At 36.8% G+C, this 15,131-nt stretch carries 18 protein-coding genes; all 18 read left to right on the top strand.

The features are described 5' to 3' along the window. Nucleotides 1-33: 33 nt before the first annotated feature. The 18 genes from rpsH (at nt 34) to HZY91_RS11150 (ending at nt 15,049) form a co-directional block, all read left to right on the top strand. Complete coding sequence (gene rpsH, locus HZY91_RS06005; RefSeq protein WP_197115371.1) at nt 34-432, top strand: 30S ribosomal protein S8; 399 nt, start codon at nt 34-36, stop codon at nt 430-432. 41 nt (nt 433-473) lie between these two features. Continuing rightward, entirely contained in the window at nt 474-1,010 is a 537-nt protein-coding gene (rplF, locus tag HZY91_RS06000) for a 50S ribosomal protein L6 (RefSeq protein WP_197115370.1), read from the top strand. A 41-nt stretch (nt 1,011-1,051) separates the two neighbouring features. Further along, nucleotides 1,052-1,417: a 50S ribosomal protein L18 gene (gene rplR / locus HZY91_RS05995; protein WP_328752194.1), complete on the top strand. Its 366-nt coding sequence runs from the start codon at nt 1,052-1,054 to the stop codon at nt 1,415-1,417. A gap of 20 nt (nt 1,418-1,437) precedes the next feature. After that, a complete protein-coding gene (gene rpsE / locus HZY91_RS05990) occupies nt 1,438-1,941 on the top strand; it encodes a 30S ribosomal protein S5 (protein WP_197115368.1) in 504 nt (167 codons plus the stop codon). 11 nt (nt 1,942-1,952) lie between these two features. After that, entirely contained in the window at nt 1,953-2,132 is a 180-nt protein-coding gene (gene rpmD / locus HZY91_RS05985) for a 50S ribosomal protein L30 (protein ID WP_197115367.1), read from the top strand. 31 nt (nt 2,133-2,163) lie between these two features. Continuing rightward, a complete protein-coding gene (rplO, locus tag HZY91_RS05980) occupies nt 2,164-2,604 on the top strand; it encodes a 50S ribosomal protein L15 (protein ID WP_197115366.1) in 441 nt (146 codons plus the stop codon). Continuing rightward, complete coding sequence (gene secY, locus HZY91_RS05975) at nt 2,604-3,896, top strand: preprotein translocase subunit SecY (protein WP_197115365.1); 1,293 nt, start codon at nt 2,604-2,606, stop codon at nt 3,894-3,896. The genes rplO and secY overlap by 1 nt, the downstream gene beginning before the upstream one ends. A gap of 34 nt (nt 3,897-3,930) precedes the next feature. Continuing rightward, nucleotides 3,931-4,578 (top strand): adenylate kinase, encoded by a 648-nt coding sequence (locus tag HZY91_RS05970; RefSeq protein ID WP_197115364.1) that lies wholly within the window; start codon nt 3,931-3,933, stop codon nt 4,576-4,578. Nucleotides 4,579-4,606: 28 nt separating this feature from the next. Next, nucleotides 4,607-4,825, top strand: coding sequence for a translation initiation factor IF-1 (gene infA, locus HZY91_RS05965; RefSeq protein ID WP_023391463.1), 219 nt, complete (start codon nt 4,607-4,609; stop codon nt 4,823-4,825). Nucleotides 4,826-4,850: 25 nt separating this feature from the next. Continuing rightward, on the top strand, nt 4,851-4,964 hold the full coding sequence (rpmJ, locus tag HZY91_RS05960) for a 50S ribosomal protein L36 (protein ID WP_197115363.1): 114 nt from the start codon (nt 4,851-4,853) through the stop codon (nt 4,962-4,964). Between the two features lie 22 nt (nt 4,965-4,986). Further along, on the top strand, nt 4,987-5,340 hold the full coding sequence (gene rpsM, locus HZY91_RS05955; protein WP_197115362.1) for a 30S ribosomal protein S13: 354 nt from the start codon (nt 4,987-4,989) through the stop codon (nt 5,338-5,340). A gap of 29 nt (nt 5,341-5,369) precedes the next feature. After that, entirely contained in the window at nt 5,370-5,762 is a 393-nt protein-coding gene (gene rpsK, locus HZY91_RS05950) for a 30S ribosomal protein S11 (protein WP_197115361.1), read from the top strand. Nucleotides 5,763-5,836: 74 nt separating this feature from the next. Further along, nucleotides 5,837-6,781, top strand: a complete 945-nt coding sequence (locus tag HZY91_RS05945) for a DNA-directed RNA polymerase subunit alpha (protein WP_197115360.1) — start codon at nt 5,837-5,839, stop codon at nt 6,779-6,781. Nucleotides 6,782-6,804: 23 nt separating this feature from the next. Further along, nucleotides 6,805-7,185 (top strand): 50S ribosomal protein L17, encoded by a 381-nt coding sequence (gene rplQ / locus HZY91_RS05940; protein ID WP_197115359.1) that lies wholly within the window; start codon nt 6,805-6,807, stop codon nt 7,183-7,185. Between the two features lie 252 nt (nt 7,186-7,437). Continuing rightward, nucleotides 7,438-8,277, top strand: a complete 840-nt coding sequence (locus HZY91_RS05935) for an energy-coupling factor ABC transporter ATP-binding protein (RefSeq protein ID WP_197115358.1) — start codon at nt 7,438-7,440, stop codon at nt 8,275-8,277. After that, nucleotides 8,247-9,131, top strand: a complete 885-nt coding sequence (locus tag HZY91_RS05930) for an energy-coupling factor ABC transporter ATP-binding protein (protein ID WP_197115357.1) — start codon at nt 8,247-8,249, stop codon at nt 9,129-9,131. The genes HZY91_RS05935 and HZY91_RS05930 overlap by 31 nt, the downstream gene beginning before the upstream one ends. A gap of 14 nt (nt 9,132-9,145) precedes the next feature. Then, the gene (locus HZY91_RS05925; protein WP_197115356.1) at nt 9,146-9,946 is read left to right on the top strand and encodes an energy-coupling factor transporter transmembrane component T family protein; all 801 of its coding nucleotides are present in this window, start codon (nt 9,146-9,148) and stop codon (nt 9,944-9,946) included. A gap of 189 nt (nt 9,947-10,135) precedes the next feature. Next, nucleotides 10,136-15,049 (top strand): S8 family serine peptidase, encoded by a 4,914-nt coding sequence (locus HZY91_RS11150; protein ID WP_197115355.1) that lies wholly within the window; start codon nt 10,136-10,138, stop codon nt 15,047-15,049. Nucleotides 15,050-15,131: the final 82 nt, after the last annotated feature.

Raw genomic sequence — 15,131 nt, 5'->3', positions numbered from 1 at the left:
TATTGAACTAATAATTAAAGGAGGTAAATCCACATGGCAATGACAGATCCAATTGCAGATTTTTTAACTCGCATTCGTAATGCAAATAGTGTCGGACATAAAACTGTAGCAGCTCCATCTTCAAATACTAAAGTGGCAATTGCTGAAATCTTAAAACGTGAAGGTTTTATCAAGAACTATGAGGTTACTGAGGATAACAAGCAAAATGAAATCAAAATCTTCTTAAAATATGGTCGTAATAATGAAAAAGTAATTTCTGGCATCAAACGTATTTCTAAACCAGGCTTACGAATTTATGCTAAAACAGAAGATATCCCTAAAGTCCTTAACGGATTAGGTATCGCAATCATTTCAACATCTAATGGTGTTGTCACTGACAAAGAAGCTCGTCAAAAAGGTGTTGGTGGCGAAGTTCTAGCTTATGTTTGGTAAGATTAAATAAGAGTATAAAAAAAATAAGGAGGTGCAGCCCTGTGAGTCGTATTGGGAAATTACCTGTAACAATTCCAGCTGGCGTAACCGTATCAAAAGATGGTCATACAGTGACTGTCAAAGGACCTAAAGGTGAATTAAGTCGTCAAATAAGTCCAAATATTGAATTGAAAATAGAAGAAAATGAAATCACATTCGTTCGTCCTAATGATTCTAAAGAAAACCGTTCTTTACACGGAACAACACGTTCTATCGTAAACAACATGGTAGTAGGTGTTTCTGAAGGATTTAAAAAAGAACTTCAATTAATTGGGGTAGGGTATCGTGCTCAAAAACAAGGAAATAAACTTGTTCTGAATGTTGGTTTATCACACCCTGTTGAATTTGAAGCATCTGAAGGCGTATCTTTCGAAGTTCCTTCTAATACTCAAATTATTGTAGAAGGTTTCAACAAAGAAAAAGTTGGAGAACTTGCTGCCAATATTCGTGGTGTTCGTCCACCAGAGCCGTATAAAGGAAAAGGTATTCGTTATGTTGATGAATATGTTATCCGTAAAGAAGGTAAAACAGGTAAATAGAATTATTCTAACTTACCTACTCAAAAATAAACAAAAAAGAGGTGACCATTGTGATTACAAAACCAGATAAAAATAAATCTCGTAAAAAACGTCATAATCGTATTCGTAATAAACTTTCTGGTACTGCTGAGTGCCCACGCTTAAATGTGTTTCGTTCAAACACTAACATCTACGCTCAATTAATTGATGACGTAGCGGGTGTGACGCTTGCAAGTGCCTCTAGTACAGATGAGTCAATTGCTCAAGGAAATAAAACCGAGCAAGCAACTGCAGTTGGGAAATTAATTGCTGAACGTGCTAGCGAAAAAGGAATTAAGCAAGTAGTATTCGACCGTGGTGGATTTATCTATCATGGACGTGTTAAGGCACTAGCTGAAGGTGCACGTGAAAACGGACTAGAATTTTAAGAAAAGGAGGAAACCGATCGATGGTATTTATTAATCCAGATAATTTAGGCGAAATCGAGGAACGCGTTGTTGCTATTAACCGTGTTACAAAAGTTGTAAAAGGTGGACGTCGCTTACGTTTCTCTGCACTTGTGGTTGTTGGAGACAAGAACGGACATGTTGGCTTTGGTACAGGTAAAGCACAAGAAGTTCCAGAAGCAATTCGTAAAGCGATTGAAGATGCTAAGAAAAACTTATTAGCGGTTCCAATGGCAGGCACTACGATCCCTCATGAAGTAATCGGTGAATTCTGTGGTGGGCGTGTACTATTAAAACCAGCTCAAGCCGGTTCGGGAGTTGCAGCGGGTGGACCAGTACGTGCAGTTGTTGAATTAGCAGGTATCGCGGATGTAACTTCAAAATCATTAGGCTCAAATACACCAATCAATATGATTCGTGCGACAATGGAAGCTTTGAAGCAGTTGAAAATTGCTGAAGAAGTGGCAGAATTGCGTGGAAAATCTGTTGAAGAATTATTAAGTTAGGAGGACGATCCATGGCAAACTTAGAGATCACTTTAAAACGCAGCCTAATTGGCCGCAAAAAGAATCAAATTGCAACAGCTAAAGCATTAGGTTTAACTAAGACTCATAAGACAGTTGTTCACTCTGATAACGAAGCTGTTCGTGGAATGGTCCAATCCATTAGTCATTTAGTTGAAGTAAAAGAGGTTTAATTTTAGTATACTAGTATAAGGAGGTGCCAAAATGAAATTACATACATTAACTCCTGCGGCAGGCGCACGTAAGGAACGCAATCGTGTTGGACGTGGACAAGGTTCTGGTAATGGTAAATTAGCTGGACGTGGACAAGGTGGACAAGGTCAGCGCTCAGGTGGCGGTGTAAGATTAGGATTTGAGGGTGGACAACAACCACTTTTCCGTCGTTTGCCAAAACGTGGATTCCAAAATGTAAACCGCAAAGAGTATGCAATTGTAAACCTCGAGACTTTGAATAAATTTGAAGAGGGAACAGTTGTAACACCAGCATTATTAATTGAAGCTGGAATTATTAAGAAAGAATTATCAGGAATTAAAATTTTAGGTGAGGGCAAACTAGAGAAACAATTGACTGTTCAAGCAAATAAATTCTCTAAATCTGCAGAAGAAGCAATTATTGCAGCAGGCGGATCAATCGAGGTGATCTAATGTTTTCATTTATAAAAAATGCTTTTAGCTCACGCGATGTAAGAAGACGAATTCTTTTTACATTGTTTGTATTGGCAGTTTTTAGGTTAGGTTCTCATATCCCAGTACCTGGGGTGAACGCAAATGTGTTAGATTCATTAGCGACGAGTGGTTTGTTAGGTATATTGAATACTTTTGGTGGTGGAGCCTTAGGGCGGTACTCTTTATTTGCAATGGGAGTCTCTCCTTATATTACTTCATCTATCATTGTTCAATTGCTTCAGATGGACATTATTCCCAAGTTTACTGAATGGGCAAAGCAAGGTGAAGTAGGTCGGAGGAAGTTGAATCAATGGACGATTTACTTGGCCATTATTATTGCCTACATTCAATCAATTGGATTATCGTTTGGGATGAATCAGATGTCAGGATTAGGGCTCATTTCTAATCCTACGACCACTACTTATATGACAATTGCATTAGTATTAACAGCTGGAACAATGTTATTAGTTTGGTTAGGAGAGCAGATTACTCGTAACGGAGTGGGCAATGGACTTTCAATGCTGATTATGGCAGGTATTGTCGCTCAAGTTCCTAAAGAAGTCTATACTTTTGTGAATTCAATGTTGATCGGCGCTGGAGATAAATTAACAAGAAATGTTTTGATTGGTTTAGGAATTATCTTAGCCTTATTAGTTATGACAGTTATTGTGGTTTTAATGGAGCGTGCGCAGAGAAGAATTCCGATTCACCATTCGAAGAAATCAACAGGAGCACGACATATGGCTCATCTACCGTTGAAAATCAATTCGGCTGGTGTAATTCCAGTGATTTTTGCAACGTCCTTCCTTACAACGCCTCAGACAATCATTGGTTTGGTTAATCCAAATCCTGATGGAGCTGTTATGCAATTTGTATCTAAATTATTTAATATACAACATCCTTATGGGGCTGTGTTATATACAATTTTACTTATTGCATTTACTTTCTTTTACTCGTTAATTCAGGTTAATCCTGAGAAGGTTGCAGAAAATTTACAAAAGCAAAGCGCTTATATTCCAAGTGTAAGACCTGGAAAAGATACAGAAAACTTTATCACACAAATGATTAATCGTTTGAGTGGAGTTGGAGCTATCTATTTAACTGTTATTGCATTATTACCAATTGTTGTAAGTTTTATCTGGAAAGTACCAGGAAACATTGCTTTATCTGGAACCAGCCTTCTAATTGTAGTGGGGGTAGCTATTGAAACTGCTAAACAGATTGAAGGTCGTATGATCAAGCGTCGCTACCAAGGTTTCTTAAATTTATAATTGCAAGATGACAAATATAAAGGATGATTAATTTATGAATATATTATTAATGGGTTTACCGGGTGCTGGTAAAGGGACACAGAGTGAACAAATCGCAAATGATTATCTGGTCGTTCATATTGCCACTGGCGATATATTCAGACAAGCGATCAAAGAAGAAACACCTCTTGGTTTAGAGGCGAAGAGATATACTGACCACGGAAATTTAGTACCTGACGAGATTACAAATGGACTTGTTCGGGAGCGCCTGAGTCAAGAGGATGTGAAAGCTAATGGCTTCATGTTAGATGGTTATCCACGAACAATTCAACAAGCAAAAGCATTAAGTGAAAACATGGATAGTCTTGGTTCAAAAATCGATGCAGTAATTTATATAGATGTAGATCCAGAAGTTTTAAAGGCTCGACTCAGTGGCCGGATTTCATGTGGAAATTGTGGGGCAACCTATCATAAACTATATAATCCACCTAAGGTTGAAGACACTTGTGATGCATGTGGTGCTCATGAATTCTACCAAAGAGAAGATGATAAGCCTGAAAAGGTCGCTCACCGCATAAATCTCCAAATGGAATCAATTCAACCGATTTTAGAATATTATGAAGAACTAGGATTATTGCATAGAGTTAATGGAGACGATTCAATCGACCAAGTTTATAACAATATTCGCAAAATTTTGGGTTAGGTTGATTTCAAATTAAGGAGGCATACGAATGGCAAAAGATGATGTAATTGAAGTGGAAGGCACGGTTATTGAAACCTTGCCAAATGCTATGTTCAAAGTTGAGCTTGAGAACGGGCATGAAATTTTAGCACATGTGTCTGGTAAGATTCGTATGAATTATATTCGTATCTTACCTGGGGATAAAGTGACCATTGAGTTATCACCTTATGACTTAACACGCGGTCGCATTACCTATCGATTTAAGTAGTAATTTGAACTGAGGAGGTAAATAAGTGAAAGTAAGAGCATCAGTTAAACCAATATGTGAAAAATGTAAAGTGATTCGCCGTAACGGAAAAGTTATGGTAATCTGTTCAAATCCAAAACATAAACAACGTCAAGGATAATTAACTAGAAGGAGGTAAATGAATGGCTCGTATAGCAGGAGTAGATATTCCCCGTGAAAAACGTGTCGTTATTTCTTTAACTTATATCTATGGTATCGGTAAAACGACAGCACAAAAAGTTTTATCTGAAGCAAACGTTTCAGAAGATACACGCGTTAAAGATTTAACTAATGATGAATTAGACCGTATTCGTGAGATTATTGACAGAATTCGGGTTGAAGGAGATTTACGTCGTGAAGTATCAATGAATATCAAACGTCTACAAGACATTGGATCATATCGTGGATTACGTCACCGTCGTAATTTACCAGTTCGAGGTCAAAATACTAAAAACAATGCTCGGACTCGTAAAGGTCCTAAGAAACCGATTAGATAATTAATTTTTAAATAAAGGAGGTATAATTCATGGCAAAACAACAAGCACGTAGAGGACGCCGTCGTGTTAAAAAGAATGTAGAAAAAGGAATTGCGCATATTCGTTCAACATTCAATAACACAATCGTGATGATTACAGATGCGAATGGTAATGCAATTTCTTGGTCATCTGCAGGATCTTTAGGATTCCGTGGTTCAAAGAAAGCTACTCCATTTGCTGCTCAAATGGCATCAGAAGTTGCAGCTAAAGGTGCAATGGAACATGGAATGAAAACTGTTGAAGTAACAGTAAAAGGTCCTGGATCCGGTCGTGAGTCCGCTATCCGTTCATTGCAAGCGACAGGACTAGATGTTACTGCAATTCGTGATGTTACACCAATTCCACATAACGGTTGTCGTCCACCAAAACGCCGCCGGGTATAATGATAATTGTGTAAAAAATCGTTTGAGACTGAATTATCATCGCGACTAACGTTTTGAAAGGGGCAAATAAATCGATGATCGAGATTGAGAAACCAGATATTAGAACCATTGAAATCAGTGACGATGCTAAATATGGCAAAATTGTCGTTGAGCCACTAGAGCGTGGTTATGGAACAACCCTTGGAAATTCATTACGTAGAATTTTATTATCTTCGCTACCAGGAGCGGCTGTCACAAGCGTTCAAATCGAAGATGTTTTACATGAGTTTGCGACTGTTGATGGTGTTGTTGAAGATGTTCCGACATTAATCCTTCACATCAAAGAGCTAGCTTTAAAAACACATAGTGAAGATGATAAAGTAATTGAATTAAATGTTGCAGGTCCTAAAACAGTTACAGCTGCTGATATTATTCATGATAATGAGGTAGAGATCTTAAACCCAGACTTGTATATTTGTACATTGGCTGAAGGTGCACAATTAAATATGCAGATGAATGTGGCGAATGGACGTGGTTATGTTCGAAGTGAGCATAATAAACGTGAGGATATGCCAATTGGCGTATTACCTATAGATTCAATCTACACCCCAATCAAAAAAGTTAACTATCAAGTTGAAAATACAAGAATTGGGCAACGAAATGTCTATGATAAATTAACTTTGGATATTTGGACAGATGGTTCCATTAGTCCGGAGAAGGCGCTTAGTTTAGCTGCTAAAATTTTAACAGAACATTTAAATATTTTTGTTGATTTAAGTGATGAAGCTCGCCAAGCAGAAATCATGGTAGAAAAAGAAGAAGCTGAAAAAGAAAAAGTATTGGTTATGACAATAGAAGAGTTAGATCTTTCTGTTCGATCATATAACTGCTTGAAACGAGCAGGTATCAATACGATTCAAGAGCTAACTAATAAAACAGAAGCTGAAATGATGAAAGTTCGGAACTTAGGTCGAAAATCATTGGATGAAGTTAAGAATAAGCTCTCAGCTTTAGAATTAAGTCTACGCGAAGAAGATTAGCAAATAGTAAAGGAGGAAACCGAATGTCATACCGTAAATTAGGACGTAAAAGCGCACAACGTAAAGCTTTGTTACGAGACTTGACCACAGATGTCATCATCAATGAACGTATTGAAACAACAGAAGCTCGTGCAAAAGAAGTCCGTAAAACAGTAGATAAAATGATTACTTTAGGTAAAAAAGGTGATTTGGCTTCTCGTCGCCGTGCTGCAGCTTTTGTTCGAAATGAAATTGCTGATGCACGTATTGAAGGCGAAGAAGTTGTTGTTGAATCTGTATTAAATCGTTTATTCGATACATATGCTGAGCGTTATGCAGAACGCAATGGGGGTTATACACGTATTCTGAAAAAAGGTCCTCGTCGTGGCGACGGAGCACCGATGGTAATCTTAGAATTAGTGTAATAGTTTCAACATTTTGAATTCAAACGAGTTCGTAATTCACTTTTATGATGGAGAGTGTTATGATTTCAGAAATTCTAGAAGTCTAGCTCTATAGCAACCATAGAAATCTATGGATGGATTGAGGTGCTTACCTCAATCCTTGCTATCATCTTAAAGTGTTTTTTTTTAAGCTTTTTCAATATTAAAGTTAAGACGATAATAGTAATTGTAGTTTTAGCTTTGCTATAGAGAAAATTAAAAAGGGAGCAAAATATGTCGAAAGAAATAATTCGAGTCGAAGGGATCTCCTTTCGTTATCCAAATGGAGAGCATAATGCTCTAAGTAATGTTTCTTTTTCTATTAATCAGGGAGAATGGATTGCTGTTATTGGTCCCAATGGATCGGGGAAATCAACTATGGCCAAAATGCTGAATGGTTTGTTAGTCCCATTTGCAGGAGAAGTTCATGTTAATGGCATGCACCTTAATGATGAAACAGTTTGGGCTGTCAGAAAAACAATTGGAATGGTTTTTCAAAATCCTGATAATCAATTTGTAGGGGCCACGGTAGAAGATGATGTTGCTTTTGGCTTAGAAAATAATGGAATCGAACGTAACGAAATGAAGCAAAGAATTCAGTCAGCATTAGAGCAAGTTAGAATGCATCATTTTATGAAGAAAGAACCTGCCCGTTTATCTGGCGGACAAAAGCAAAGAGTGGCGATTGCCGGTATAATAGCTTTGTTACCAGATGTTATTATATTAGATGAAGCAACCGCTATGTTGGATCCATTAGGACGTGAAGAGATCATTAATGTAGTGAGAGAAATTAAAGAAAAATACAATTTGACGGTCATTTCTATCACGCATGATATTGATGAAGCAAATCATGCTGATCGAATTCTTGTTTTTCAAGAAGGAGAACTTCGCTATCAAGGGAGTCCCGAAAAGATATTTTCTGTAGGAGATGAGTTAATCAATATGGGCTTAGATATTCCTTTTACTCACAAGCTAAAAGCAGCTTTAACTACAAAAGGTGTTGAAGTTCCCGAAGAATATTTAAATGAGGAGGAGCTAATTCAATGGCTGTCCCAATCACTTTTGAAAATGTAGGTTTCACTTATCAACCGAACACTCCTTTTGAAGTAAAAGTTTTGGAAAATATTAATTTAAGTCTCCCTGAAGGTAAAGTGACGGCAATCATTGGTCATACAGGGTCAGGGAAATCCACCTTAATTCAGCATCTTAATGTACTATTAAAGCCGACTAAGGGGAAGGTATGGATAGATGGAAGAGAAATTTCAGCTAATTCAGATAATAAACAGTTAAAAAGTTTAAGAAAGAAAATAGGCGTGGTATTTCAATTTCCTGAATCTCAACTATTTGAAGAAACTATTATTAAAGACGTTATGTTTGGTCCTATGAATTTTGGTATTGAAGAAGAGGAAGCTGAACGAATAGCTAAAGAAAAACTTGCCTTAGTTGGGATTGACGAGGAGTTATTTGAACGCTCGCCGTTTGATTTAAGTGGAGGCCAGATGCGTAGAGTAGCAATTGCGGGGGTTCTAGCTTTAGAACCTGAAGTGTTGGTACTGGACGAACCCACAGCGGGACTAGATCCTAAAGGTCAATTTCAAATGCTAGAAATGTTTATGGAGTTGCAAAGAAAGAAAGGATTAACTTTAGTTTTAGTAACGCATCAAATGGATGATGTAGCTCAGTATGCTGATCAGGTTGTTGTCATGGAGAAAGGACAAATTGTGAAGCAGGGAAAACCGATAGAAATTTTTGCTGATCCTACTTGGTTAAAAGAGAAACAGCTCGGTTTACCTACAACATTAGAATTTTTAGAGCAATTAAATTCAGCTTTACCCTATGACCTTTATCAATATATCGAAGAAATTCCGTTGACAGTGAACCAATTATCAGCCAGCATCTTCAAACTATCTAAATTACCTAAAGTATAAGGAGAAGATCAAAAATGTCTGATAAAATTTTAATGGGTAGATATATACAACTGGAATCTGTGATTCATCAGCTAGATCCCAGAACAAAATTAATGGCAACTTTTTATTTTATTCTGATTGTTTTTTTAGCAGATAATCTTTTGGCATATGGAGTCTTACTTGGGCTAATTTTATTGGCTGTTTTTCTTAGTGATATTCCCATTGGATTCTTTTTAAATGGATTAAAACCAATGTTTTGGATTATCTTTTTTACGGTTATTTTTCAAGTGTTATTTACGCAAGGTGGAACCGTTTATTTTCAATTGGGCCCTATGATGATTACTTCATTGGGGTTAATGAATGGGTTATATATTTTTTTACGATTATTCTTAATTATTATGATGTCGACGATCTTAACTTTAACGACTGCACCTTTAGAATTAACGGATGGAATTGAGCATTTAATGAGGCCGTTGACAAAATTAGGTTTCCCTTCTCATGAAGTAGCCTTAATGCTCTCAATAGCTTTGCGCTATGTCCCCACTCTTCTAGACGAAGCTCAAACGATTATGAATGCCCAAAGGGCTCGAGGAGTGGAATTTGATGAAGGTTCTATTATGGATCGGATGAAAGCTATCATTCCTATCTTAGTTCCTCTTTTTATAAGTGCATTTAATCGAGCTGAAGAGTTAGCGACTGCGATGGAGGCTCGAGGTTATCAGGGGGCTGAAGGGAGAACGAAATATAGACAATTAGCATATGGGAAGAATGATCTCTTTGCTTTGACTTTACTGGGAATTGTGACAGTTTTAATTTTATTTCTTCGCTTTTATTAATAACGAGGTCTTTTTATCGCTATTTTTTCTTTGAAAGTAAAAATAGAGGAGTAAAAAGGCTTTTTTTTATTTGTAAAACTATGGGAAATTTAATTTACCCACTATAGAAAACGCATACATTTTCTGGTAAGGTATATTTGTTAGTGCTCAGAACGTTAAGAAGATGATAGGATTGAAGGAGGAAGTATTTTGAAAAACAGACTGGGTTTTGTGGGTGTATGTGGATGGGCGTTACTGACAGTAGGATTTTTGGAAGAAGTGAAGGCACAGACAATTGAAGAGAATAGCACGGTAGAAGTAAGAATGGCTCCTTTGCTAGAGGAAGAAGAGAATTCAATAGGAACATTTGAAACGGTAGACATCGTTGAGACTCCTTTAACTGAAGAAATGACAGCGTTTTCAGAACCGGGGAATTTAGAGGAAACGACTATCTTCGAAGAAGAGGTTACTCACACTGAAAACAAAGAGGAAGTTTTTTTGTCTGAGCCAATTGAAAGCACTCCTCAGAATACTACAAACGAGATTCCTATCATAAGTCATGGCGAGGTTGATCCAGATAATGACTCGGAAAATATGACTGAGGAAATGTATCGAGTGATCGTTCAAACTGATACTTTATCTGCCATCGATAAAGTAACTGATAGACATCATCCTGACTACCAGTTGGCTGTGAAAGAAAGTGAAGCTGAGGTCATTGCTCGCTATAATGAAATTCGAGATCTCCTCGCTTTACAGGGAACAACCTTAATTAAAGAGAAGGACTATTCAGGAATTTTTACGGGTTTTTCAGCGATTGTATCGCAATCTACGATTGAACAATTAAAGAATATGGAACATATTTTATCGGTTAATATTCAAAAAGAATATACAGCTCCTGTAGCAGAAGCCAATATGGTTAATTCCGGACAACTAATTGGATTGGATTTGTTATCGGAATATCAGTCCAAATACAAAGGAGAAAATATTCTAGTCTCAGTGATTGATACGGGATTTGATCCTTACCATCGGGATTTTATTTTAGCAGATGATATTGAAAAACGTTATGATCAAGCTGAAATGGAAACCATGATTAAAGAACTTGATTTACCCGGGAAGTGGTATTCTAATAAGGTAGTGTATGGGTATAATTATGCGGATAATGTTGATAGTTTACTGTCAACGGATGAACACGGCAATCATGTTGCGGGAACGATAGGTGCGAATGGCAAACTTGAAGAAGGTGGAATACAGGGAATAGCTCCCCATGTCCAACTGTTATTAATGAAGGCGTTCTCGGAAGATCAAATTAATAGTGCTGTTTATGAAGACGTGTGGCTGAAGGCTTTTGATGATTCTATTAAATTAGGGGCGGACATTATCAATATGTCATTAGGAATGCCGAGTGGCTTCAATATGCAAGGAGATACTCCAATGGCTTATGTGATTCAGAAAGCGCGAGAAAAAGGCATATTGCCAGTTATTGCTGCAGGAAATGATCGTAATTCAACTTGGGGAACAGATTATACCAATTTAGCATCTAACCCTGATAATGGTTTAGGAGGCTATCCAGCGAATGTTGAAGATTCACTTTCCGTCGGTTCTTTTGATAATATAAGTCAGATGCGTCGATATGTTGAAGCTAAATTTGGAGGAGAAACTGAAAAATTTATAGGAAGTTTTACCTATCCGGAGGGGGTCACTGATTATTTACCTTTAATGGAAGTAGGCAAAGGGACTTCGCTAGATTATGAATATTTTATTAGTGAAATAGGTGGACCTCTTAATTTGAGTGGGAAATTGGTGATAGTGGAGCGCGGTGAGATTTCATTCAATGAAAAATATCAATTAGCAAGAGATCATGGAGCAGCAGGAATTATAATTTATGACAACGTGGACGCGGAAGACACGTTTGAAATGACAGGAATTGAAAATCCAACGATTCCCATTATGTTTGTGACTCGAGATTCAGGTTTGCGTTTAATTGATCTATCAAAACAACAGAATGCCCTTACGGTTAAAATCTCTAAAGATCTCTTACCTTTTCCTGTTAAAACGGCAGATAATTTAAGTGAGTTTTCTTCTTGGGGCCCTGCAACAGATTTAACCCTTAAGCCAGATATATCAGCTCCTGGAGGTAATATTTATTCTCTAATGAGCGATGATCGTTATCAGGGAATGTCTGGAACTTCAATGGCAACCCCTCATATTGCAGGAGCAGCTGCTATCTTAATGCAGCGTCTTTATGAAGAAGGGATACTAAACGAAACACAAATAAGTAATAATCCACTTCAGGATGATTTAGTCATGTTGATGTTGATGAATACAGCTGTTCCAAAACTTAATACGCTAGATGCAGGTGCAAGTTACTATAGTCCTATTCAACAAGGAGCAGGCCTTTTAAATCTTTTTAATGCATTGAATAATCATGTGACGGTTATCGCAACTAACCAAACGGATACACGCAAAGATGGTAAATTGGAGCTTAAGGAAGTCACTGAACAATTTGATGTTCAATTATTTTTGCAGAATTATGGCAAAAAAGATATTACTTATCAACTGACCTATGCTTTGTTAAAAGATAAGGTAGGACCTAGTGGCCGTTATACAGAAACAACAGAACTTGTTCATGAAGGAGCATTAGGAAGCCTTACGGTTAAAGCAGGTCAGCAAGCAACAGTTAACCATCTAATTAGTACATTCGGAATCGATCAGAATCAATATGTTCAAGGTTATTTTTTCTTGACGAGCTCTGATGATTCGGTTAGTCCACTTTCCGTACCATTCTTTGGATTTAAAGGCGATTGGGATGCTTTGCCAATCCTTGATCAGATGGTTGATTTTGCTTCAGAAAATCAGGTTAATTTTAAACCGATAGTGTATGAGGATGGAAATCTTGATAAAACTGGCTTTGTAAATAAACGGCTTGATCAGGGCTGGGAGTTTTATAATGCTTGGAATATTGAGGAAGCTCCCTATGTGTTTGTTAACAGTCATGCACAAGAAGGCTATAAGAATACGGTTAGCCCAATATTATCATTTTTAAGAAATGCTGTAGATGTTCGTTTTAGTGTTGAAGATCATTTAGGTAATAAAGTGCGAGATTTAGTCATTCAAAATCGCGTGACTAAAGTGAACCGTCTTTATCAAAATGAGTATAATTTTCTTCAGGATTTAATGGGAACAGGTTGGGACTATACAAATACATTTGGTGAAAAAGTACCTGAAGGAATATATCGATATATTATTGAGGGTAAAATCGATATGAAGGATGCAATTACTCAACGATATGAATTTAATATTGTTTTAGATAATTCTCCTGTCGAACTGGTTGCTGAAAGAGAAGATCAATTTCTTTACCTTGATATAGAAGACCATTTATCTGGTATCTATGGTTATGAAATTTATAGCCAAGAAGGTGAACTAATTGATTGGTTAGCTGTTAATAAAGAAGAAACGCCTCAACTATTACAGAAAAAATTTACTTGGAAGATAGATGAGAACTACTTAGACCAGCCATTAATAATCTACGCATATGATAATTCCAGAAATAAAGTCAAGTTTGAGGTAGGAGTTGATGGTAGCTTAACAGTTTTACCTCTAACAAATGAAAATCAAACTCCAAGTCCTGAAGTACCAGTCGTGGAAGAGACTCGATTTAAACAATATGGGCAAAAGCCTGTTAACTTAGATGAATATGTCGATGAATCACAACTAGATACCATTGATTTGCCTCTTGTTACGACAAATTCTCCATGGGAGTACATGGGAGTTGGACAAAATGTAGATGAGGTTGAACTGAAAGGGATGATTAACAATTATCAAAAGGTTCATTATATTGAATATCGTGTGCTAACTGATACGGGAGAATTAGTTTTAGATTTTCAACCGGTTGCTTTTGAAGAAATAGATGAAAGTGTAGAGTTTTACAGTCCTATTCCATTACAAAATTTTGAAAAGAATGGCCTCTATTTGATTGAAACGATTGCTTATGTGCAAGCTCCTAGTGGGAAATTCATTCAACATCAAGTAGGACATCGGATACGTGTGGATCGAGAAGCACCTCAAATAAAGTTAGAACAAGTCTTCGGAGAGGATGAGGATCTCTTATATTTTGCAATTGATTTTACCGATAATATGAACTATGTAGAGCTATGGGCTGGAAACGATATGATTGGTAGAGTAGACAAAACATACGATTCTTTTGAACCTATTTTTGTTTCCGGACAACTACTTTATTCCATTGCAAAAGATCATATTGGTAAGGAGTTAACATTTTTTGTCTATGATGATTTTGGCAATCAAAGTGAAGAATCTTCGGTTTTAGTTCAACTGTTAGACTTAGTTAAGTTGCCTTTCGAAATCGAAAAAATCTTTAATCCAAATTTAGCAATAAATGAGGTGAAAGTGATTCAAGAGGGAGAAGAAGGAAAAGCCAATTTAGCTTTAGATGGAAGTCTTATTACGCTTACACAGCCTATTAATAGTATTATGGAATATGGTCCCGTTGAATTAGCTTTTGAATGGATTTATCAAATCAATGAAGCTTTACCTAAAGGAATCGAACGATTGATCCAACAAGGTGTGCCAGGGTTAATTAATCCTATTTCGGGTGAAATTTATCTGGATCCAATTGACCAAATTATTGAGGTAGGTGAAAAAATGGTTCCCATCACAGAGGTCAAAGACCATCCGAAGCCAGAGGACAAGTTACCAATTGTTAATGAGGGGTCGACTATTACCATTGAAGATGTGCTATTCTATTTAGAGCGTTTGAAAGAAAAAATGGCCCACCTTGAGGATTATTATCAAGGGCCTGATTTTGATTATGAGTTAGCTTTAGCTTTGATTGAAGAAGTAGAGAATAAAATATACAATCAGCCAAATAATGAAAAGTTATTAAGTTGGCAAAATGACTTGACTAAATATTATATGGCTCTAACACCTAAAGGTGGAACAACAATACCAGCGGGAGAAGCTTTTGATTCAGTAATGAAGACAGATGAGGCTTCTATCTTACCTGAAACAGGCGAAAAACCTCTATGGAATTCTAAAGTTTGGGCAGGGATTTCAAGTGTAATGGGAGTGTTAGGGATAGGATGGACGGTTAAGAAGAAACAATCATAAAATTTGATCTAAAAGAGCTAATAGTTAATCACTATTAGCTTTTTTTGTGTTTGATTTGCAAGTCTGACAAGGAAGCTTATAA

Source organism: Facklamia lactis, from assembly GCF_015863205.1.
Taxonomy (GTDB): Bacteria; Bacillota; Bacilli; order Lactobacillales; family Aerococcaceae; genus Facklamia; species Facklamia lactis.
Note: the sequence above shows the minus strand (reverse complement) of the source record. Positions and strands in the feature narration are given on the sequence as shown.